The 21,235-nt window shown below is 63.0% G+C and carries 16 protein-coding genes and 1 pseudogene; 2 read left to right on the top strand and 15 right to left on the bottom strand.

Translation table 11 applies throughout. The features are described 5' to 3' along the window. Positions 1–58 precede the first annotated feature (58 nt). Positions 59–2,704 carry an aminopeptidase N gene (gene pepN / locus NKI49_RS09060; protein ID WP_352599616.1) on the top strand — a complete coding sequence of 882 codons (2,646 nt, stop codon included), beginning with the start codon at positions 59–61 and terminating at the stop codon, positions 2,702–2,704. A gap of 43 nt (positions 2,705–2,747) precedes the next feature. On the opposite strand, the gene NKI49_RS09055 is transcribed toward pepN, so the two are convergent. Together NKI49_RS09055 and NKI49_RS09050 are read right to left on the bottom strand one after the other, a co-directional pair. Continuing rightward, positions 2,748–3,053 carry an addiction module antidote protein gene (locus tag NKI49_RS09055; protein WP_352599614.1) on the bottom strand — a complete coding sequence of 102 codons (306 nt, stop codon included), beginning with the start codon at positions 3,051–3,053 and terminating at the stop codon, positions 2,748–2,750. A 1-nt stretch (position 3,054) separates the two neighbouring features. Next, positions 3,055–3,342: pseudogene (locus NKI49_RS09050) on the bottom strand (type II toxin-antitoxin system RelE/ParE family toxin); the annotation flags it as partial. Positions 3,343–3,560: 218 nt separating this feature from the next. On the opposite strand from NKI49_RS09050, the gene NKI49_RS09045 reads away from it, so the two are divergent. Then, the gene (locus NKI49_RS09045) at positions 3,561–5,882 is read left to right on the top strand and encodes a PAS domain-containing sensor histidine kinase (RefSeq protein WP_352599612.1); all 2,322 of its coding nucleotides are present in this window, start codon (positions 3,561–3,563) and stop codon (positions 5,880–5,882) included. A gap of 43 nt (positions 5,883–5,925) precedes the next feature. Here NKI49_RS09045 and NKI49_RS09040 read toward each other — a convergent pair whose 3' ends face one another. The 13 genes from NKI49_RS09040 to NKI49_RS08980 form a co-directional block, all read right to left on the bottom strand. After that, entirely contained in the window at positions 5,926–6,414 is a 489-nt protein-coding gene (locus NKI49_RS09040; RefSeq protein WP_352599610.1) for an EF-hand domain-containing protein, read from the bottom strand. Positions 6,415–6,564: 150 nt separating this feature from the next. Next, positions 6,565–9,519 carry a bifunctional [glutamine synthetase] adenylyltransferase/[glutamine synthetase]-adenylyl-L-tyrosine phosphorylase gene (locus NKI49_RS09035; RefSeq protein WP_352599608.1) on the bottom strand — a complete coding sequence of 985 codons (2,955 nt, stop codon included), beginning with the start codon at positions 9,517–9,519 and terminating at the stop codon, positions 6,565–6,567. Beyond that, a complete protein-coding gene (locus NKI49_RS09030) occupies positions 9,519–10,994 on the bottom strand; it encodes a sensor histidine kinase (protein ID WP_352599606.1) in 1,476 nt (491 codons plus the stop codon). Before NKI49_RS09030 ends, NKI49_RS09035 begins: the two co-directional genes overlap by 1 nt. Before the next feature lie 8 nt (positions 10,995–11,002). Then, positions 11,003–11,677, bottom strand: a complete 675-nt coding sequence (locus NKI49_RS09025; protein WP_352599604.1) for a response regulator transcription factor — start codon at positions 11,675–11,677, stop codon at positions 11,003–11,005. Positions 11,678–12,029: 352 nt separating this feature from the next. Then, complete coding sequence (locus NKI49_RS09020; protein ID WP_352599602.1) at positions 12,030–13,577, bottom strand: Do family serine endopeptidase; 1,548 nt, start codon at positions 13,575–13,577, stop codon at positions 12,030–12,032. Between the two features lie 131 nt (positions 13,578–13,708). Continuing rightward, entirely contained in the window at positions 13,709–14,176 is a 468-nt protein-coding gene (locus tag NKI49_RS09015; protein ID WP_352599600.1) for a cytochrome c-type biogenesis protein, read from the bottom strand. Continuing rightward, positions 14,173–16,164 (bottom strand): heme lyase CcmF/NrfE family subunit, encoded by a 1,992-nt coding sequence (locus tag NKI49_RS09010; protein WP_352599597.1) that lies wholly within the window; start codon positions 16,162–16,164, stop codon positions 14,173–14,175. Before NKI49_RS09010 ends, NKI49_RS09015 begins: the two co-directional genes overlap by 4 nt. A 32-nt stretch (positions 16,165–16,196) precedes the next feature. Beyond that, positions 16,197–16,640 carry a cytochrome c maturation protein CcmE gene (gene ccmE, locus NKI49_RS09005; RefSeq protein ID WP_352599594.1) on the bottom strand — a complete coding sequence of 148 codons (444 nt, stop codon included), beginning with the start codon at positions 16,638–16,640 and terminating at the stop codon, positions 16,197–16,199. A 7-nt stretch (positions 16,641–16,647) separates the two neighbouring features. Next, on the bottom strand, positions 16,648–17,784 hold the full coding sequence (gene ccmI, locus NKI49_RS09000) for a c-type cytochrome biogenesis protein CcmI (protein ID WP_352599592.1): 1,137 nt from the start codon (positions 17,782–17,784) through the stop codon (positions 16,648–16,650). A 129-nt stretch (positions 17,785–17,913) separates the two neighbouring features. Continuing rightward, entirely contained in the window at positions 17,914–18,351 is a 438-nt protein-coding gene (locus tag NKI49_RS08995) for an RT0821/Lpp0805 family surface protein (RefSeq protein WP_352599759.1), read from the bottom strand. 187 nt (positions 18,352–18,538) lie between these two features. Continuing rightward, a complete protein-coding gene (locus NKI49_RS08990; RefSeq protein ID WP_352599590.1) occupies positions 18,539–19,972 on the bottom strand; it encodes an ATP-binding protein in 1,434 nt (477 codons plus the stop codon). After that, a complete protein-coding gene (locus NKI49_RS08985) occupies positions 19,956–20,621 on the bottom strand; it encodes a response regulator transcription factor (RefSeq protein WP_027022797.1) in 666 nt (221 codons plus the stop codon). Before NKI49_RS08985 ends, NKI49_RS08990 begins: the two co-directional genes overlap by 17 nt. Before the next feature lie 69 nt (positions 20,622–20,690). Then, positions 20,691–20,990: a hypothetical protein gene (locus tag NKI49_RS08980; protein WP_352599587.1), complete on the bottom strand. Its 300-nt coding sequence runs from the start codon at positions 20,988–20,990 to the stop codon at positions 20,691–20,693. Positions 20,991–21,235 lie beyond the last annotated feature (245 nt).

Genomic DNA, 21,235 nt, shown 5'->3' with positions numbered 1-21,235 from the left:
ATTTTTTGGATCAGGCCCAACATGCCCGGTCGCTGGAAAAGACAGGAAAAGCCAGGGAATGCGTACCGACACCGGCCAGGTCTTCAAACTCGAGGACTATCGCCCCAGCGACTACCTCATTCCGGAAACGAACCTTGAATTCCGTCTTTCGCCAGACGCCACGATCGTCACCGCAACACTGACGGTCGAGCGTCGTGACGGCATAGCGGCATCGGCGCCGCTGGTGCTTGACGGTGACGGGCTGGCGCTCAAGCGCGTCGAAATCGATGGCAGGAAAGCGAAGCCCGCGGATTTGCTGGCGACATCAGACCAACTGACCATCCTCACGCCGCCTGCCGCGAAACGCTTCCAATTGCTGATCGAGACCGAGTTGGCGCCGGCGGGCAACGAAGCGCTGATGGGCCTCTATCGCTCCAGCAACGTTTATTGCACGCAATGCGAGGCCGAGGGCTTTCGCCGCATCACCTATTTCCTCGATCGCCCCGATATCCTATCCGTCTACACCGTGCGGATCGAGGCGCGGCGCAACGAGGCGCTGCTGCTCCTGTCCAACGGCAACCCCGTCGACGGTGGGGACCTCGGCGATGGCTGGCACTTCGCGGTCTGGCATGACCCCTTCCCCAAGCCCTCCTATTTGTTCGCGCTGGTGGCCGGCAATCTCGGCAAGGTCGCCGACAGCTTCGTCACCCTGTCCGGCCGCAAGGTCGAGCTCGGCATCTATGTCGAGCCCGGCAAGGAGAAGCTGGCTGGCTATGCCATGGACGCCCTGAAACGATCAATGAAGTGGGATGAGGAGGCGTTTGGCCGTGAATACGACCTCGACGTCTTCAACATCGTCGCCGTCTCCGACTTCAACATGGGCGCGATGGAGAACAAGGGTCTCAACATCTTCAACGACAAATATGTGCTGGCTGATCAGGAGACCGCGACCGACGCTGATTTCGCCAACATCGAAGCGATCATCGCGCATGAGTATTTCCACAATTGGACAGGCAACAGAATCACTTGCCGCGACTGGTTTCAGCTTTGCCTGAAGGAAGGGCTGACGGTCTTCCGCGACCACGAATTCTCCGCCGACCAGCGCTCGCGGGCGGTCAAGCGCATCGCAGAAGTGCGCACGCTGCGCGCGCATCAGTTTCCCGAGGATCAGGGCCCGCTGGCGCATCCGGTGCGACCGCGCCGCTACCGCGAGATCAACAATTTCTACACGGCGACGGTCTACGAGAAAGGCTCCGAAGTGGTGCGCATGATCCGCACCATTCTTGGGCCGGATGCGTTTCGTGCCGGCATGGACCTCTATTTCGAGCGCCATGACGGCGACGCGGCGACAATCGAAGATTTCATGAAGGTGTTCGAGGATGCGTCGGGTCGCGACCTGTCGCAGTTCGCGCTCTGGTACCAGCAGGCAGGCACGCCAAACCTGACGGTCAGTTCGACGCACAATCCGGCTGCGCACGAATTCACGCTCGAAATCGAGCAGTCGGTGCCGCCGACGCCCTCCGAAAGCCGCAAGCGGCTGATGCATATCCCGCTCGCCTTCGGCCTGATCGGCGCGAGCGGCAAGCCGGTCGAGTATAGCGGCGTCGAGGGCGCCAGCGTGGAGAACGGCGTCATCCATGTCCGCAAGCGCCGCCACATGGTGCGCTTTTCGGGCGTTGCCGAACGGCCGGTCGTGTCGCTCAATCGCGGTTTTTCGGCGCCGGTAACGCTTTCCATCGAACAGAAGGCCGACGACCAGTTCTTCCTCGCTCGCCATGACAGCGACGCCTTCTCACGCTGGCAGGCTTTCAACACGCTTCTAACCGATGCGCTGATCGCCGCGTTCCGCGAGATTCTCGGCGGCAAACGACCAGTGTTCGCGTCGCGACTGACCGAGCTTGCCGGCGGCATCGCCGGCGACGAAACGCTCGAGCCGGCCTATCGGGCACTGGCGCTGGCGCTACCCGGCGAAGCCGACATTGCCCGCGACATCGGCAGGAATATCGACCCTGATGCCATTCACACGGCCCGCGAGGCGCTGGCATTGGCGATTGGCAGCGCAAATCGCGACGTCTTTTCCAGCCTCCATGACCGCCTCGCCGACAAGGAAGCGTTCAGTCCTGACGCGGCAAGCGCCGGACGGCGTGCTCTTCGCAACGTCCTGCTGGACTATCTCTCACTGCAGCCGGGCGGTGCGGCACTTGCCACCGCGCATTTCCAGTCGGCGAGCAATATGACCGACCGCGCGGCAGCACTCGCCGCACTCGCGCACCGCCATCACGGTTCGTCCGAGGCCATCAAGGCACTGGCGATTTTCGAGACGCAATATGGGGCCGACCCGCTGGTCATGGACAAATGGTTCCAGATCCGGGCGAGTGTGCCTGGGCCGCAAACGGTCGAGACGGTGCGCGCGTTGACCAATCATCCGGCCTTCTCGATGGGCAATCCCAACCGGGTGCGCTCGTTGATCGGCACATTCTCCAGCGCCAACCAGACCGGTTTCCATCGCGCCGACGGCGAAGGCTACCGGTTCTTCGCGCAGACGGTGCTCGAGGTCGAAAAACGCAACCCGCAAGTGGCGGCGAGGCTGGCGACAGCGCTGCGGTCATGGCGTTCGCTCGAACCTGGCCGGCAAGCCAAGGCCAGGGAGGCTCTGCTTTCGATCGGCAATGCAGAAAACCTGTCGGCGGATCTGCGTGATATCGTCGAGCGAACGCTGGCTTAGCCCTTCCCTTGCGGGACAACGAAATTGGAGTTCCGGATGGCCGTCAAACCAGCCCAGGCTGATGTTGCTGGGGCTTTGCGGTCAATTCGATCCCTAGCGCCTTCATTACGGCAATCGTCGTTTTCAGAGTCGGATTGCCGTTTTCGCTGAACGAACGATAAAGCTGCTCGCGCGAAAGTCCCGTCTGGCTCGCTATTTGGGCCATACCTTTAGCGCGGGCTACGACACCCAGCGCGTGTGCGATATAGCCGGAATCTTCGGAAGAAAACGCTTCCGCCATGAATGCGGCAATTGCCTCGTCGGAGGTCAGGCCTTCAGCCGGATCAAAAGTTGTCAGTTTTTCAGCCATGTCACTCACTCCATTCTCTTGCCAGACGTTTCGCCACCTTGATGTCCTTCTTCTGGGTGCCTTTGTCGCCGCCGCACAGGAGCACGATGATCGTGCTCCCTCGCTTCTGAAAATAGATGCGGTAGCCGGGGCCGTAGTGAATACGCAATTCGCTTATCCCTTCTCCTACCGGCTCAACATCTCCCGTATGCCCATAAGCAAGCCGGTCGAGCCGGGCGAAGATCGCGCCTCGGGCGCGCTCATCCTTTAGCCGCGTCCACCATTTTCGGAACGTCTCAGTCTGCTTTAGATGATCATGACAGGATGTAGTTTATAAACTACATCCTGTCAACGATCCGTGCTCCACGCCGAGCATTGCCCATTTCGGCGTTATTTTAGTCGATTTTTAATCTTTTTTGGCCGGACCACTGGACAAGGCGAATCACCTTTGATTCTTTACTGACGATTCGGAAGTGCGGTGTTTGCCGGATCACCAGACAGCATAGGCAAATTCGGGGAGTGCCATTTATGGCGAAGGCGGACGCGTGGGGCGCGCCCGGTGGGATAGCTTTTACGCGTCGCGAGACGCGAAGCGACGGCCTTGCCGGAAACACGCGGCTCATCGCCGAACCGGCCTACAAGCGGCTTCTGGCCGCCGAGCCGCTGCTGCGCCGATCGATACCGGCTCTCATCATCATCTTCCTGATGGTCATCGCGGCGCTGCGCGTCCTGTCGCTGATGAACGAGCGCGACGATGTGGAGCGCGATGCCAAGGCGATCCTTACCCTGGCGGCTGGCCAGCTGGCCAGTTCGCTTGCCACCACGTCGGATACGCTGCCAGGAGCCATACAGGATCTGCTGGAGACCACCAGCCGCCAAGGCGCTATGGGTCGCAGCCACGTACTTGTCATCACCGACGACGCCTTCAAGATCACCGCGGTGACCCCGCGCTCGGTGCCCTGGCAGGGCCATTCGCTGGACGGCCTCGTCCAGGGCGGCCAGCCCCTGTTCATGTTCGGTGACCGCGCAGGCGTCATGGAGGTCAACATAGGCGGCCAGGACTGGTATGCGGCGGTCAGCCTGGCCAAGGACAGGAAGGGAGCCGCGGCGGCGCTGGTGCCGCAGGAAGCGGTCTTCGACGCATGGCGAAAAACCGTCTCGCTGAACGTCACGCTGTTCGTGCTGACAGCCGGCGTTCTGATCATCATTCTCTACGCCTATTTCGGACAGGCGGCGCGCGCGCAGGCGGCCGACCGCATCTACCTTGAAGCGCATCAGCGCATCGACATGGCACTGGTTCGCGGCCGCTGCGGCCTGTGGGATTGGGACATGGTGCGCGGCAAGATGTACTGGTCGCGCTCGATGTACGACATGCTGGGCTACGAGCCATGCGACACGATGCTGTCCTTCGGCGAGGTCGACGAGATCATCCACCCCGAGGACGGCGACCTGTTCCAGATCGCCAACCGAATAGTCGCACGCGAGATCGACCAGATCGACCAGGTGTTCCGGATGCGGCATGCCGACGGTCAATGGGTTTGGATGCGTGCCCGCGCACAGGTCATGGATCCGGAGGCACCGGAGATCCAGTTGATCGGCATCGCCGTCGACGTCACCGAACAGCGCCATCTGGCGCTGCGTTCGGAGGCGGCCGATCTTCGGCTGAGGACCGCGATCGAGAACATCAACGAATCCTTCGTGCTCTGGGATTCGGCCCAGCGCCTGATCATGTGCAACTCCAAGTACCAGCAGGACAACGGGCTTTCGGATCGCGATGTGATGCCGGGTGTGACGCGCGCGGCCTTGGAAGAACGCATGCTGGCCTTTGCTTCGGAACGGCGCCTCGCCAACACCAATGGGTTGCAAGGTGGCGCCACTTTCGAGCGGCAGCTGTCCGACGGCCGCTGGCTACAGGTCAATGAACTGAAGACCAGGGACGGCGGCATCGTCTCGGTCGGGTCCGACATCACCCAGATCAAGCTGCACCAGGAAAAGCTGGTCGACAGCGAACGCCGGCTGATGGCGACGATCCATGATCTCAGCCTCGCCCGCCGGGCCGAGGAGGAGCGCTCGCGCGAACTGGTCGACCTCAACCGCAAATACATGAAGGAAACCGAGCGCGCCGAGGCGGCAAATCGGGCCAAATCCGAATTCCTGGCCAACATGTCGCATGAACTGCGCACGCCGCTGAACGCCATTATCGGCTTCTCCGAGCTGATGGAGCAGGGTCTGTTCGGTCCGCTGGGATCGGCACGCTATGAGGAATATGCCACCGACATCAACAGCAGCGGCAAATATCTGCTGGGCGTCATCAACGATATTCTCGATATGTCCAAGATCGAGGCCGGCCAGTTCTCGCTGGACCGCGAACAGATCGATCTCGGTCCGCTGATCAGCGAAACGGTCCGCGTCGTCTCGCTTCAGGCGGCACAGAAGGCGATCGCCGTGGAGACGCGCATCGCCGACGCGTTGACGTTGTTCGCCGATCGCCGCGCGATCAAGCAGATCGTCATCAATCTTCTGTCCAACGCGGTGAAATTCACCGGCCAAGGCGGCCACATATCGGTCAGGGCCCGCAACACATCCGCGGCGCTGGTGCTGACGATCGAAGACAATGGCTGCGGCATCCCGAAGGAGGCGCTCGGCAAGCTCGGGCGTCCCTTCGAGCAGGTGCAGAACCAGTTCTCCAAAAACCATGCCGGATCCGGGCTCGGCCTCGCCATCTCCCGCTCACTGGCTGAACTGCAAGGTGGCGCGCTGAAGATCCGCTCGACCGAAGGTGTCGGCACGATCGTGTCGGTGCGCATTCCAGTGAGAAAGCCGCAACCGGCGATCAGGGAAGCAGCCTGAACCAGGCTCCGGTTGACGTTGCCGGAGCCCGGGTCAGCCAATCTCACTGCATGCCGTCGTCGTCGTTGTCGTTGCCTTCGTCGCTCCACTGGCGGTGACGGCCAAAGTGGCCGCCCTTTGGCAGTTCGCCCTTCTCGATCTTGCCGTCATTGTTCCTGTCGATCATGGCGAATATCTTCTTCTCACGACCGGTAATGTCCTCGGTGGTCAGCGTGCCGTCGCCCTTGGTGTCGTAGCGGGCGATGATACGTTTTGCCATCCGCTCGAAACGCGCCTTCTCCAGCGCGTCGGCGAGTTGGGCGACGGTCAGCTTGCCGCCATTGTCGGCAACGAGCTTCTTCAGCCGCGCGTTCATGGCATCGGAAAACTGGTCGAAAGTGATGGTGCCGTTCGAATCCTTCATCGCTTTGTCGAGGCGCATCATCATGCCATCACGCATTTTCGCGCTGGCATTGTTTTCGGCATAGGCGGTGGTGCCAACGGCGCCGGCAAGGGCTACGAAGGCAAGGGCAAGTTTGGTCGACTTTCTCATAGTCTTCTCCTGTTGCATCGTCACCCCCGATGCCAGAGCGTCGGATCTTCGATCCTGTCGCCGCTCCGTCTCTCAGTTCGAGCATCGGATTTCCCAAAACCGGTTCACACTTTCGGGTCCGGTGCTCTGGCCGGAACAACCGCGTCGCGGTCATCCCGTGCGAAGCAAAAGATCAAAATCCTTCCTGACCTTTCGCGACGTCTCTTTGAGGTGTGCCTCCAGCACACCGAAATCCGGCAGGTCGGTGACGGCCAGAAGCAGATCCGAAAGCCCCGGCGGAACATCGTCACGTTCGAAGGCGCCGGTCAGGCACAGCCGTGTCATCTGGGTCAGCGCCAGATAAAGCGCATAGGCGTCGCCAAGCTCCTGCCTGACTCCGGCACCGGCAAAGCCAGGCGCGAGACGAGACAGGACCTCGGCCGTGCCGGTGGCACGCGGCCCGGCTTCGATCTGCCCGGTTATGACAGCCACCTGGGCGATGAATTCGAGGTCGATCAGCCCGCCGGGGATCAGCTTGATGTCCCACAGGTCGCGCGGCGGCTTTTCCTTCTCGATCATAGCGCGCATGTCCGAGGCCTCGGCCATCACCTTTGCCGCGTCGCGCGGCTGGCCGAGCAGTGTCGCGACCTCGGTTTCAACTTCGGTGCAAAGCCCGGCATCGCCTGCAACGGCGCGCGCCCGCGACAGTGCCATATGCTCCCAGGTCCAAGCCTCCTGGCGCTGGTATTTTTTGAAGGCATCTATATGGGTGGCCACCGGCCCCTTGTTGCCGGACGGCCGCAGCCGCAGGTCGAGTTCGTAAAGCACCCCCTCCGCGGTCGGCGCGGATACGGCCGATATCAGCCGCTGCGTCATGCGGCTGTAGTAGTGCGACGGCGCCAGCGGCTTTTCGCCATCGGACTCCTCGGCGTCCGGATCGTGGTCGTAGAGCAGGATGAGGTCGACATCCGATCCGGCGGTCAGTTCACGGCTGCCGAGCTTGCCCATGCCGAGCAGCGAAACCACACCGCCGGCAACCCTGCCATGCCGGTTTTCGAACTCGGTCATCACGGCCTGCAACGCGGCCTCGATGGTGAGATCGGCCAGATCGGAAAAGGCGCGGCCGGCCCGGGCCGGGTCGATCGAGCCGGCAAGCAGCCGCACACCGATCAGGAATTTCTGCTCGGAGGCAAAGATGCGCAGCCGGTCAAGCACGTCCTCATAGGCTTTGTCGCCTTCGAGGAAGGCGGAAAGCCGTGCCGAGAGATAGGCTCGGTCCGGCAATTCGCTCAGCAAGGCCGGGTCGAGCAGGCCGTCAAAAACGTGCGGCCGGCGCGTGATGATCGCCGCCAGCCGACGTGCGGCGCCCATGATCGTCGCCATCAGCTTGAGCAATGCCGGGTTCGATTGCAGCAATGAGAACAGCTGGATGCCGGCCGGCAGGCCGGCAAGAAACTCGTCGAAGCGGATCACGGCCTCGTCGGCCCGGCGCGTCTGGCCAAAAGAGCGCAGCAGCGCCGGCGTCAATTCCGTCAGCCGTTCGCGCGCCTCCGCCGACTGGGTGACGCGGTAGCGCCCGAAATGCCAGCCGCGGATGACGCGGCAGATGTCGCTTGGCCGCTGGAAGCCGAGACCATGCAAGGTCCGCAAGGTGTCGGGGTCGTCGACATCGCCGGTGAAGACCAGATTGCCGATGCCCGCCGAAAGCTCCGGCGCTGTTTCGAACAGCGCGGCATAGTGCCGTTCGACCTGCTGCAACGAGGCACGGAACGCTCCGGCAAAGCCTGCCGCATCGGCAAAGCCGAGCATGCGGGCGATGCGCTCCAGCCCTTCGTCGTCTTCCGGCAACGTATGCGTCTGCTCGTCGGCCACCATCTGCACGGCGTGTTCGACGCGGCGCAGGAACCAATACTGGCGGGCGAGCGCATCGCGTGCGTCGGCGGTGATCCAGCCACGTGCCGCAAGCTGGCCGAGCATCGGCACGGTCTCGCGGCCGCGCAGTTCCGGGAAGCGGCCGCCGGCGATCAACTGCTGGGTCTGGACGAAGAACTCGATCTCGCGGATGCCGCCGCGTCCGAGCTTGACGTTGTGGCCCTTGACGGCGATCTCGCCATGACCCTTGTGAGCGTGGATCTGGCGCTTGATCGAGTGGACGTCGGCAATCGCCGCGTAGTCCATGTATTTGCGCCAGATATAGGGCTGGAGTTCCTTGAGGAAGGCAGTACCCGCGGCCAGATCGCCGGCCACCGGCCGCGCCTTGATCATTGCGGCGCGCTCCCAGTTCTGGCCGCGCGCCTCATAGTAGCGTAGCGCGGCTTCGACCGGGATCGCCAGCGGAGTCGAACCTGGATCGGGGCGCAACCTGAGATCGGTGCGGAAGACATAACCGTGCTCTGTGCGGTCCTGCAGAATACGCACCAGGCGTCGCGTCAGGCGCGAAAACAATTCGGTGGCATCGAGCAGGTCGACGACAGCAGGCGCTTCCGGATCGAAGAATACCACGAGATCGATGTCGGAAGAGAAGTTCAGTTCGTGCGCGCCGAGCTTGCCCATGCCGAGCAGGATCCAGCCCGATTGTCGGGACGGATTGTCGAGGTCGGGCAGCTTAAGCTTGCCCTGACCGTGGGCGTCACGCAGCAGGAAGTCGACGGCGGCACGGGTGCAGGCGTCGGCAAGGTCGCTCAACCGCCGCACGGTCAGCGACGGTTCGGCCTCACCTGCGAGATCGGCCAGCGCGACCAGGAAATGCGCCTCGGCCTTGCATTGGCGCAGCTCCATCATCAGGCCGGATTCAGAGACCGCCTTGGCCAGCGGCGACTGATCGACCGCAGCGCAGATCGCTTTCAGCCGAGCCTCGACTCCCTGGTCGAAAAGTCTGTCCAGGATCTGCGGCCGGCGACGCGCCACGTCGCGCAGGAACGGCGACAGGTCGAAGACCGCGGCCAGGAAATCCTGGCGCTCCCCCTTGCCGGACAGGAATTTGGCCAACCGCGCCAACCCTTCTTCGCGGGCAACGGCAGCGATTTCGGCCAGTTCCTGGCGTGCCCGGCCTTCGTCGAGAGGGGCAAGCGTGGTCGCCGGCTTCAGCAGCCAGTCCGTCGCTGTCCGCTTGGCAGCCGCCGCCATCAATGATCCTCCCGTGCGGGGAAACTCATGACGACGGACAGTCCAGGATTGCCCGGCAAGAGGTCAAGCCGTCCGTAGTGGAACGTCATGACCGCCTTGGCGAGGCTAAGACCAAGACCGGAACCCGGCTGTGAGCGGCTCTTCTCCAGGCGCACGAAACGTTCGGTCACCCGGGCGCGATCGGCATCGTCCGGGATACCCAGGCCGTTATCGGTGACGGAAAGCCTGATCTCTCCATTTGTGCGCTCGAGCGTCACCCGGACCGACGGCCTGGAGGTGGAATCGGTGGAATATTTGATCGCATTGTCGACGATGTTGGACAGCGCCTGACCGATCAGCTCGCGGTTGCCGTCGACAACGAAGGCGCCGTTCACCTCGGCTTCCAACGAAACGCCAGCCTCTTCCGCCGCCGGCTCGTAGAGTTCGACGACATCGCGCACCGCCACGGCCAGATCGACGCGGCTGGTGCTCTCGGAAGAATAGCCAGCCTCCAGCCGAGAGATCATCAGGATGGCGTTGAAGGTCTTTATGAGCTGGTCGGACTCGGTGATCGTGCCTTCCAGCGCCTGGCGGTAGTCGGTGATCCTGTGCTTTCCGGAAAGCGTTGCTTCGGCCCGGTTGCGCAGCCGGGTCAGCGGCGTCTTCAAATCATGCGCTATATTGTCGGAAACCTGCTTCAGACCTTCATTGAGCGTTGCGATCCTCGCCAGCATGGCATTGAGGTTCTCCGAAAGCCGGTCGAACTCGTCGCCGGTCCCGGTAACCGGCAGCCTGCCGGAAAGATCCCCGCCCATGATGCGACGACTCGCCTCCGACACGCCGTCGATACGCTTCAGAGCTGCGCGGCCGACGAAGAACCAGATCAGCAGCCCGCCGAGCCCCATCATGCCGAGCGCCAGCGTCAGGGCGCGGCGGATCACGGCGCGGAACCGTTCAGGCTCCCCCAGATCGCGGCCTACGAGCATGATCATCTGGTTCGGCAGCCGAAGCACCAGGGCAATGGCGTTGTGGCCTTTCTCGCCCTGCGCCTGCGTTTCGTTCTGCTCGGGCTGCGTGGTTCCCTGCTCGGCGGACAGGTTGCGCTGGCGCTCGAGTTCTCCCTCGCCAAACCGCTGGTAGGAGAACGGATTGCTGGTCCAGCCTTCATCGTCGAGAACGCCCGGCTCCAGGCTCTGCACGTTGCCGGTCAGGACCTGGCCGTTGGCATCGGCAATCAGATAGAGATTGGCGCCGGGCTGGCGCGAGCGCTGCTCGACCACGCGCACCAGCACCGGCAGGCCGCCGCGCTGGTAGGCCCGGGCCAGACCGAGCACTTCGTCGTTGATGGTCTCTTGCGTCTGCGCGGTCAGCATGCGCGCCGACAGCGAGGTCATGTAGAAGACAAGCAGCACCGCGCAGAGCGCGAATAGCAGCAGATAGAGCGCCGAAAGCCGCGCAGCCGTCGTCTTCATGATGGCGGGCACGGAAAGGGCCATGCCGCCGCCTAGCCGCCCTTCAGCATGTAACCGGCACCACGAATCGTATGCAGGATGGGCTTGTCGAAACCTTTTTCGATCTTGCCGCGCAGCCGCGAGATGTGGACGTCAATGACATTGGTCTGGGGATCGAAATGATAGTCCCAGACGTTTTCCAGCAGCATGGTGCGCGTCACCACCTGGCCGGCATGGCGCATCAGATATTCGAGCAGGCGGAATTCACGCGGCTGCAGCGTGATCTCGCGCGACGCGCGCCGCACCGAATGCGACAGCCTGTCGAGTTCGAGATCGCCAACCCTGTAGACGGTTTCGGCCTCTTTGGCGCTGGCGCGGCGGTTCAGAACCTCGACACGTGCCAGAAGTTCGGAGAAGGCATAGGGCTTGGTCAGATAGTCGTCACCACCGGCGCGCAGGCCGGTGACCCGGTCGTCGACCTCGCCCAGCGCAGACAGGATCAGCACCGGCGTGGTGTTGCCCCTGGAGCGGAGACCGGCAATGACCGACAGGCCGTCGCGGCGCGGCATCATCCGATCGATGACCATCACGTCATAGTCGCCGGTGTCGGCAAGCGCGAAGCCGGTCTCGCCGTCACCGGCGACATGCGCGGTATGACCGGCTTCGGTGAAGGCTTTCTGCAGATAATCCGCGGCTTCGCGATCGTCTTCCATGACGAGAATCTTCATAGGGCCGTTATACGCGATTTCGCTGGAAGGTTGAGTGGCTAGCATCTGCATTTAGCCTTTGCCAAAGCGCATCGCGATCAAGATGATCCGGACCATGCGCGACAAAATCTTTGTTCTCCGGTGTCGTTACGCCGGGCATTTCCAATTCCGGGGCATGCCGCCATCCCGAAATCACCGCGATCCTCGGTCCGCCCCGAGGCGGCTTGGCCGGATCATTGATGTGCGGCAGCGGGCGATGGGAAGCCCGCTGCCGTCGGAGGAGGGCACGATGACTGACTAACGTGCCCGGCTCCATGCTCTTCCATGCGGCGGCTCGGGGGTGTTTAAGCCGCCGCATCGGAAAAGTCGCTGGTCACCCCTTGGCGACGGGCAGTGCAACGAAGCGATTGGTGTCGTCGCGGGTTATCTGCATCAGCACGGCCTTGCGCCCCGATTTCACCGCTTCGGTCATTGCCTTGGAGACATCGTCGGTGCCGTTGATTTCCATCGAATTGACAGCGGTGATGACGTCGCCCGGCTGGATGCCGCGATCGGCGGCATCGCTGTCGGGATCGACATCGGTTACCACCAACCCCTTGCCGTTTTCGGACTTGGTGACGGTGAGACCGAGATCGGCCAGCGTGTCGGGCTTCGCCGGAGCGGCGGGCTGCTGCTGGTCGGCCGACGCTTGCTTGTCGCTCGAGGGCAGTTTGCCGAGATCGACCTTGACGGTCTGGCTCTTGCCGTCGCGCCACACGGTGACATCGACTGACTTGCCAGGCGAGTAGGCGCCGATCAGCCGAGCCAGTTCCTTCGGTGAGGCAACGTCCTTGCCGTCGACCTGGGTGATCACGTCACCGGCTACGATACCGGCTTTCTTGCCGGGACCATCGTCCTGTGCACTGGACACCAGTGCGCCGTTCTGGGACTTCAGGCCAAGCGATTCGGCAATGTCCGACGTGACCGGCTGGATCTCGACGCCGAGCCAGCCGCGCTGCACGGCGCCGTTCTTCGTCAGGTCCTCCACGACCTGCTTGGCGGTCGAGGCAGGAATGTCGAAGGCGATACCGACGCTGCCGCCCGAAGGCGAGAAGATCGCGGTGTTGATGCCGACCACCTGACCGTTAAGGTTGAAGGTCGGGCCGCCCGAGTTGCCGCGGTTGACCGAGGCGTCGATCTGGAGGAAATCGTCATACGGGCCGGCGCCGATGTCACGGCCGCGCGCCGACACGATGCCGGCGGTTACGGTGCCACCGAGACCGAACGGGTTGCCGACGGCCACCACCCAGTCGCCGACGCGAACCTTGGAATCGTCGGCGAAATCGACATAGGTGAACTTGCCGCCACCCTCGACCTTGAGCACGGCGAGGTCGGTGCGCGGATCGGTGCCGACCAGCTTGGCGTCGAGTTCCTTGCCGTCATTGGTAACCACGGTGAAGGCGCTGCCCTCTTCGACGACGTGGTTGTTGGTTACGAGATAGCCGTCTTCCGAAATGAAGAAGCCGGATCCCTGTGCCACCGGGCGCGGCTGATCGTTGTTGTGGTCGCGGCGTCCAAACCGGCGGTGACCATCATCGTTCTGGCCGCCTTGATCGCCAAAGCCGCGGAATTCCTTGAAGAAGCGGCGCAGCTGCGGATTGTTGGGAAGATTGTCGAGACCGTCCTGATCGTCGGAGCCGTCATCGGCCGTCGGCTGCATCTTGGCCTTCACCTTGACACTGACCACGGCGGGCGAAACCCGCTCGACGACGTCGGCGAAACCAGGAACCTGCGGAGCCTCGACACGCACAGCATCGGCCAGAACAGGGCCTGTCCCACTGGTCAGCGCGCCAACGCCGATCGCGCCGGCGACGGCGACGGAAGCGGCGGCGGCCAGGAGACGCTTGCGGGTGCGGGAATATGAATTGGGGGCGATATTCATGGGTCTCGTATCCTCTTGCAAAGGGACGCGCCTTAATCGGCATCCTCGGAAGAGAGAATTAGAGAGGCGTACATTACGGCGCCATTTCCGATACATGAAACTTTGGTAATGTTTGCAGGCCACCGCAGCCGTCAGTCACGGTGCAGGATCGCGTCCAACGCCGTCTGTTCTTCGGCCGACAGGGATTTTGTCGCCAGATTCCGGCGCGATCGCGCGCCCAGCAAAATAAACGCGCCACCCACCAAAAGCAGCAGGACAGGCGTGCCCCAAAGCAGCGCGTTGCGCAGATCGAAACGGGGCTTCAGCAGCACGAACTCGCCGTAGCGCGAAACCACATAGTCCATCACCTGCTGATCAGTGTCGCCGGCGGCGAGGCGCTGACGCACCAGGATACGCAGGTCGCGAGCGAGGTCGGCGTCGGATTCGTCGATCGACTGGTTCTGGCAGACCATGCAGCGCAGGCCTTCGGACAGCGCGCGAGCCCTCGCCTCCAGCGCCGGGTCGGCCAGCATCTCGTCGGGCTTCACCGCTTGCGCCGCGCCGGAGAAGAGCAGCGCCAGCAACAGGACAAGCGAGGTCAGCGAAAGCCTTGCGTTCATGACGTGCCCGCGGGTGTAACGGCGCTCGCCTGCTTGCGGCGGCGCGATGGCGCGCCGACGCGCAGGCGCCTGTCCATCAGCGACATGGCCGCGCCGGCCATCATCATCAGGCCGCCGCCCCAGATCAGCGTCACCAACGGTTTCCACCACAAACGCACCACGACCGAGCCATCCTTGCCCTCGTCGCCCAGCGAAATATAGAGTTGGGAAAGGCCAAGGGTCTTGATGCCGGACTCCGTCGTCGTCGTCTGCCGCACCGGATAGAAACGCTTGGCGGAGCTGATTTCGCCGACAGGATTGCCGCTGACACCGATCAGTTCGAAGCGGCCGCGATCCTCGCTGTAGTTCGGTCCCTGGGCAGGATAGAGCCCGACGAAACGTATCGTGCGGCCGGACAGTTCCACCGTCTCGCCGGCACGCATCGAGAGGATCCTTTCGGTGCCGAAGCAAAGCGTGCCGACGATGCCGAGCACGGTCAGGCCGAGGCCAAGATGAGCCAAGGCAGTGCCGAAGACCGAGCGCGGCAAGCCGAGCAGGCGCCGCAACATGACCTTCGCCGCAACATTGCCGAAGCCGGATTTGACCGCAAGATCGGTGAGCGCGCCAAGGATCAGCCAGACGGCAAGGCCCATGCCAAGCGCCGCGAACACCGAAGCACCATCGATCAAAAGGGCAGTGACCAGCGTCGCCAGCAAGGCGGCCCCGAACGCCACCATCAAGCGTTGCGCGACAGCGAAGACATCGCCGCGTTTCCAGGCGAGCAGCGGTCCGAACGGAACCACGATCAGCAGCGGCACCATCAGCGGCCCGAAGGTCAGGTTGAAAAACGGCGCGCCGACCGAGATCTTGTCGGCGGAGAAGGCCTCGACGGCGAGCGGATAGAGCGTGCCGACGAGCACGGTGGCGGTGGCCGTGGTCAGGAACAGATTGTTGAGGACAAGCGCGCCTTCGCGCGAAATCGGGTGGAACAAGCCGCCGGCGGCCAGCCGCGAGGCGCGCAGCGCAAACAGCGCCAGCGAGCCGCCGATGAACAGCATCAATATGCACAGGATGAAAATGCCGCGCGTCGGATCGGTGGCGAAGGCATGGACGGAGGTCAGGACGCCCGAGCGCACCAGGAAGGTGCCGAGCAGCGACAGCGAAAAGGTAAGGATGGCGAGCAGCAGGGTCCAGATCTTCAGCGCCGAGCGCTTTTCCATGACGATCGCGGAATGCAGCAGCGCGGTGCCCGCCAGCCACGGCATGAAGGAAGCGTTCTCGACCGGATCCCAGAACCAGAAACCACCCCAGCCAAGCTCATAGTAAGCCCAGTACGATCCCATGGCGATGCCGCCGGTCAGGAACATCCAGGCGACCAATGTCCATGGCCGCACCCAGCGCGCCCAGGACGCGTCGATGCGGCCTTCGATGAGGGCGGCGACCGAGAAGGAAAAGCAGATCGAAAAGCCGACATAGCCGAGATAGAGCAGCGGCGGATGGACGGCGAGTCCGAGATCCTGCAGGACAGGGTTGAGATCGCGGCCTTCGATCGGTGCCGGATTGAGCCGTACGAAAGGATTGGAGGTTACCAGGATGAACAGGAAAAAAGCCGCGCCGATCGCGCCTTGCACGGCAAGCACATTGGCGCGCAGCGTCGCCGGGAGGTTGGAGCCGAAAGCAGCGACAAGCGCGCCGAAGAAGGTCAGGATCAGCACCCAAAGCAGCATCGAGCCTTCGTGATTGCCCCAGGTTCCGGTGATCTTGTAGATCAGCGGCTGCAGCGAATGCGAGTTCTCCCAGACGTTTTCCAGCGAGAAATCGGAGCTCGCATAAGCACTCGCAAGCGCGGCGAAGGACAGGGCCGTCAGAGCAAAGCCGGTCACGGCGACGGGGCCGCCGACGGCCATCAGGCGCTGGTTGTTCAAGCGCGCGCCAAACAGTGGCACGATCGTCTGCACCAGCGAGAGCGCAAACGCCAGAACCAGGGCGAAATGTCCGGTTTCAACCATGCCCGTAATTCGCTCCCATTTCCCTGCCGCGGCTACTCACTCTTGCTCTCCTGCCAGACACCCTTGGCCTTCAGGCCGTCGGCCACCTCCTTGGGCATATAGCGCTCGTCGTGCTTGGCCAGGACGCTGTCGGCAACGAAAATCCCGTCCGGGCCGAAGGTGCCTTCGGTGATGACGCCCTGCTCCTCGCGAAAAAGGTCGGGCAAGATCCCGGTGTAGGTGACCTTGACCGTTTTGTGCGTGTCGGTGACCGAAAAGGCGACCGTCGCCCCCTGCCCGCGCTGGATGGTGCCTTTTTCGACCAGACCGCCGAGCCGGATGCGCTGGCCGGGCTGGACGCTGGCGGTGGTGAGATCGGCCGGCATGTAGAAATAAGACGCTTTCTGGCCGAGCGCGTAGAAGGTCAGCCCGGTGGCGGCGCCGAGGAAAGCCAGCCCACCCGCGATCACCGACAGCCGTTTCTGCTTGCGCGTCATGTCAGTCCTACTCCGTCGCCGTCAGGCCGAGCGAGGCGGCGAACGCGGTGAATTTCTTTGCCTCGTCACTGTCGGCTCCGAAGACGGCAATAGCGCGACCCAGTGCGTCACGCGCCTGATCGGGCTTGCCCAGCACGACATAGGAACGAACGAGCCGCATCCATCCTTCCGGATCGCGTGGATTTTGCCGCAGTTTCTCGCCGAGACCAGCCACCATTGTGTTGATCATGGCCTCCCGATCTTGCGGCGACATTGAGGACGCGGCGTCGATATCCGCGGCATCGGGCCCTTTCGCTGCTTCGCCGGCGGCCATTTCGGGGTTGCCGGACTTGGCCAACGCCTGCTCGACAGCCCCGCGCCATGGCGAATCTGGCGGCAGCTTGCCCAGCATTGCCTGCCAGGCGGCAACCGCTTCCTTGACGCGGCCTTCCTGTGCCAAGGCGACAGCCAGGTAGAAGCTGGCCTTCGCATTGGCCGGATCGAGCTTTTGCGCCGCTTCGAAGGCCTTCTGTGCATCGGCCGAAACAATGCCCCCTGCCGCACCGGCAATCGCCTCGCCAAGACCGGCCTGGCGGACGGCGCTGTCGCCGTCGAGGCGAATAGCGTTGCGATAGGCGGCCACCGCGTCGGAGAAGCGCTGCATGCGCAGATAGACCGGCGCCAGTACGTCCCAGCCCCTGCCATCGGAAGGATTGGCGGCGAGATGGGCTTCCGCGCGCGCCACCAATTCGTCGACCGAACTGTCGGCTGGATTCTTGGCCAGCCGCTCGCTGAGCGGCTGTGACGGCAAATCAGGCGAGCCGATCTTGGCGTAGAGACCCCAGCTGACCAGCGGCACCACGAGCACCGCCATCGTCGCGACCAGCTTTGCCGCGACCGACGCCCGGCTGGTGGATGTCTTGCCGGCCGAACCGCTATCGAGGCGAAGGATGCGGCGGGCGATCTCGGCGCGTGCCTCGGTCGCTTCCGCCGGTTGGATCAGGCCACGCGCGGCGTCGCGGTCGAGCTCGGACAATTGATCACGATAGACTTCGAGATCGTGATCGCCGCTCGACGACACGCCCTTCGCGCCGCCGGCCAGCGGCAGCAGCACCGCCAGGCTCGCACCCAGCGTGAGAATTGCGGCTATGACCCAGAACAGCATGGTTATTCCAATAACGGCAGAGCTCTGCCCTGCCAACACGGGCGTCCTGCGACGCTTTGACGGCAGCCACGCCTGATGTCCTTGATCGACGTCAACCCGGGCCGATCTCGGCTGGATCCGGCCAGAGCGTCAGGTCAACGGCGTCCAGCTGCCGTCGGCGTTGCGGCAAGCGGTTCCGCGGGCCGTCACCCCGGCCCCGCCGGTGAATACGGTCTGCGTGTACTGGCGGCAATCCTGCGAACCGACGCGGTAGGGCTGGGCCGGAACCACCTCGCCATAACGCGAGGCCTGGGCGCCCTTCCACGTCACCTTCTGACCGCTCGTCGTGTATTCGAGCGCCTTGTATTCAGCCTCGAGCGCGCTTCGCTTCTCAGCATCGCTGAGGCCGCTGCCAATCGATCCGCTAACGAGGCCACCGCCCATCGCGGAAATGATCGACGTGGCAACCTTGCCACCGGAAGGAGGCGTCGAGGCCGGCGTCGGCGCAATCGTGGGGCCCTTGCCGCTCAAGGTGGTGCAGCCGGACACGGCCAGCAATGCGGAAATAAGCGCGACGCGAATCTTCATGCCAACAACCGGTTTTCTTGAGTTGAAGCCTGCCATGGATGAGCCGGGTGCCGCGTCATCGGGGAAGTGGGCGTGGCCATAGTGTTGATATTTGTCGGAAATTTGGCCGCTGACAGCCGATCATGGACCAATCGAAATGCCGCCATAACACGCGCCATGCATCGATGTCGATTGGCTTGGGAAAGCATCATTGAAGGCTCCGCAGCCGCACCACGGCCTTCAATCCGCCCATGCCGGACCGTTCGAGCGCCAGAACGCCCCCATATTCGTTGACGAGGTCGGCCACGATGGCAAGTCCCAGGCCCGTTCCCGGCTTTGTCTCGTCCAGGCGCCGTCCCCGCTTCAGCGCTTCGCGCGCCTTGTCCTCGGGAATGCCCGGGCCGTCGTCCTCGATGCTGATCTCGAACAGGCTGGCGGGGTCGTCCTTGCCGGTCGAAGGTACGACCGACACCGACACCGCGCCTTTTGCCCATTTCATCGCGTTTTCGAGCAGATTGCCAAGCAGTTCCTCCAGGTCCTCGCGCTCACCAGCAAAGACGATCTCGCTGGGCGGCAGCGACAGCGACAGACTGGTCTGCGGGTTGAGCTTTTGCAAAACCCGCACCATGCGCTGCACCAGCGGCGCCACAGGCGTGCGGTAGACGACGCTGTCGCGTTGCGCCGCGACGCGGGCACGTTGCAGATAATGATCCACCTGTTTCTGCATGGAAGCAGCCTGATCGGCGATCAATTGCCCCTTGGCGCCGCCAAGCGCGCGGCCCTCGTTGAGCAGCACCGCGAGCGGTGTCTTCAACGAATGGGCGAGATTGCCCACCTGGGTCCGGGAACGCTCGACGATGCGTTTGTTGTTTTCGATCAATGCGTTGGTTTCATTGGCTAATGGTTCTATCTCGGCCGGAAACCGCCCATCGAGTCTTTGCGCGGTACCCTCGCGTACCATGGCGAGTGCGTTCCTCACCCTGCGCAGAGGCTGCAGGCCAAGCAGGATAGCGATCGCGTTGATGGCGATCATGCCGACGCCGAACAGGGACAGATAAGTCAGCAGCCGGCCCTGAAAGGTGGCGATCTCCTGTTCGAGTTCGCTCTGGTTGCCCATGACGCGAAAACGGGCGGCGCGGTTCTTGGCGTCGAGAACGAATTCGCTTTCGAACACTTCGAGTTGCTCGCCGTCGATGCCTTCGGCCGCATAGCTGCGCTGGAAGCTGGAGTTGAAAGGCACCTCGGCAACGCTTGGCGAAGGGATGGTTTTGGTCATCGAGGATGAATGAAGATCGCCATGCACGCCTTCCGAGGCGGGTTCCACCGACCAATACCAGCCCGAACCCGGCTCCGAGAACCGCAGGTCGCCCAGATCGGGCGCGCCGGTGAGCGCTCCCGTGTCGGAAATGCCGATGGAGCCGATCAGGTTGAACAGATGTGCCGAAAGCAGGCTGTCGAAGCCCCGCTCGCTGGCCTGACGGTAGAGCGTGGTGATCAGGGTGAAAATAACCACCAGGGTCAGGATCGCCCAGACCGTGGAAAAGGCGATCACGCGGAACGTCAGCGAACGCGGCCACGAACGCAGCGAAAGCAACGTCCTTACGGTTGGTTTGAGCGGTTCCGAGTTACGCCTCCGGCTCACGCATGCGGTAGCCCATGCCGCGCACGGTTTCGATCATGTCGATGCCCATCTTCTTACGCAGCCGCCCGACAAAGACCTCGATGGTATTGGAATCGCGGTCGAAATCCTGATCGTAGAGATGCTCGACCAGTTCAGTCCGCGAGACGACCTCGCCCATATGGTGCATCAAATAGGCAAGCAGGCGGAATTCATGCGACGTCAGCTTCAGCGGCATGCCATCGACATCGGCCTTCGATGCCTTGGTGTCGAGACGCAGCGGTCCGCAGGTCAGTTCGGACGAGGCATGGCCGGCGGCGCGCCTGATCAGGGCCCTGAGCCTCGCCAACACCTCCTCGATGTGGAACGGTTTGGTGACGTAGTCATCGGCGCCGGCGTCGATGCCGGAGACCTTGTCGCTCCAGCGGTCGCGCGCCGTCAAGATCAGCACAGGCATCTTGCGACCGCCGCGCCGCCAGCGTTCGACCACGCTGATGCCGTCCATCTGCGGCAGGCCGATGTCGAGCACGACGGCGTCGTAGGGCTCGGTGTCGCCGAGGAAATGGCCTTCCTCGCCATCGAAGGCGCGGTCGACGACATAGCCGGCATCGACCAGCGCATCCGCTATCTGCCGGTTGAGATCCTTGTCATCCTCGACGACGAGTACGCGCATGCGGAGTTCGATACCTGTTGAAGAGCTAGGCAGATATAGGCCGATTCCAGCCGCTGGGAAACGGCAGGGTCAGTTCTGCGGAACGACGATTTCGGTACGGCGCGGGCGTTGTCCGTCCTTACCCGGGACAAGCACGACAATGACGCAGACCGGCTGGCCGCCGCGTGTCGACTGCGAGGCCTTGGCCAGCGTTCCGCCATTCTGTTCGGCTACCTGTTGGCCGATGGCATAACAATCGGACGCAGCCAATACGACCGGGCTCGACTGGTCGGGCGCGATGACCGGCATCGCCATCGCCTGCGACGCGAACAGCCCGGCAGCACAGAGCGCCAGTGTCGCGGTTCGGAAGTGGGAGCGAAGCGTTTTCATGTCCGGCGTTGTAACGCATCGGTGCTGAACGTGAAATGAACGGTGAACGCCATCAATAACATGCCCGCTACACCCCTGAAACGCGAGACAATCGATCGGAATCCGCCGCCCACCCGGCGAAACCCGAAGACGGCAGTCTAGATCAATTCCGGGAAAAGTGTGAAGCGGTTTTCCGTCCGGAATTGCGTCGAAACAAAGAGATAGAGTGTTCGGCGTTTCGTGAAACGTGAACCGCTCTGGACCCC

The sequence above is a fragment of the Mesorhizobium sp. M0587 genome, from assembly GCF_040320945.1.
GTDB lineage: Bacteria > Pseudomonadota > Alphaproteobacteria > Rhizobiales > Rhizobiaceae > Mesorhizobium.
The sequence above is the reverse complement of the archived record's forward strand: the minus strand, read 5'-3'. Positions and strand labels throughout refer to the sequence as shown.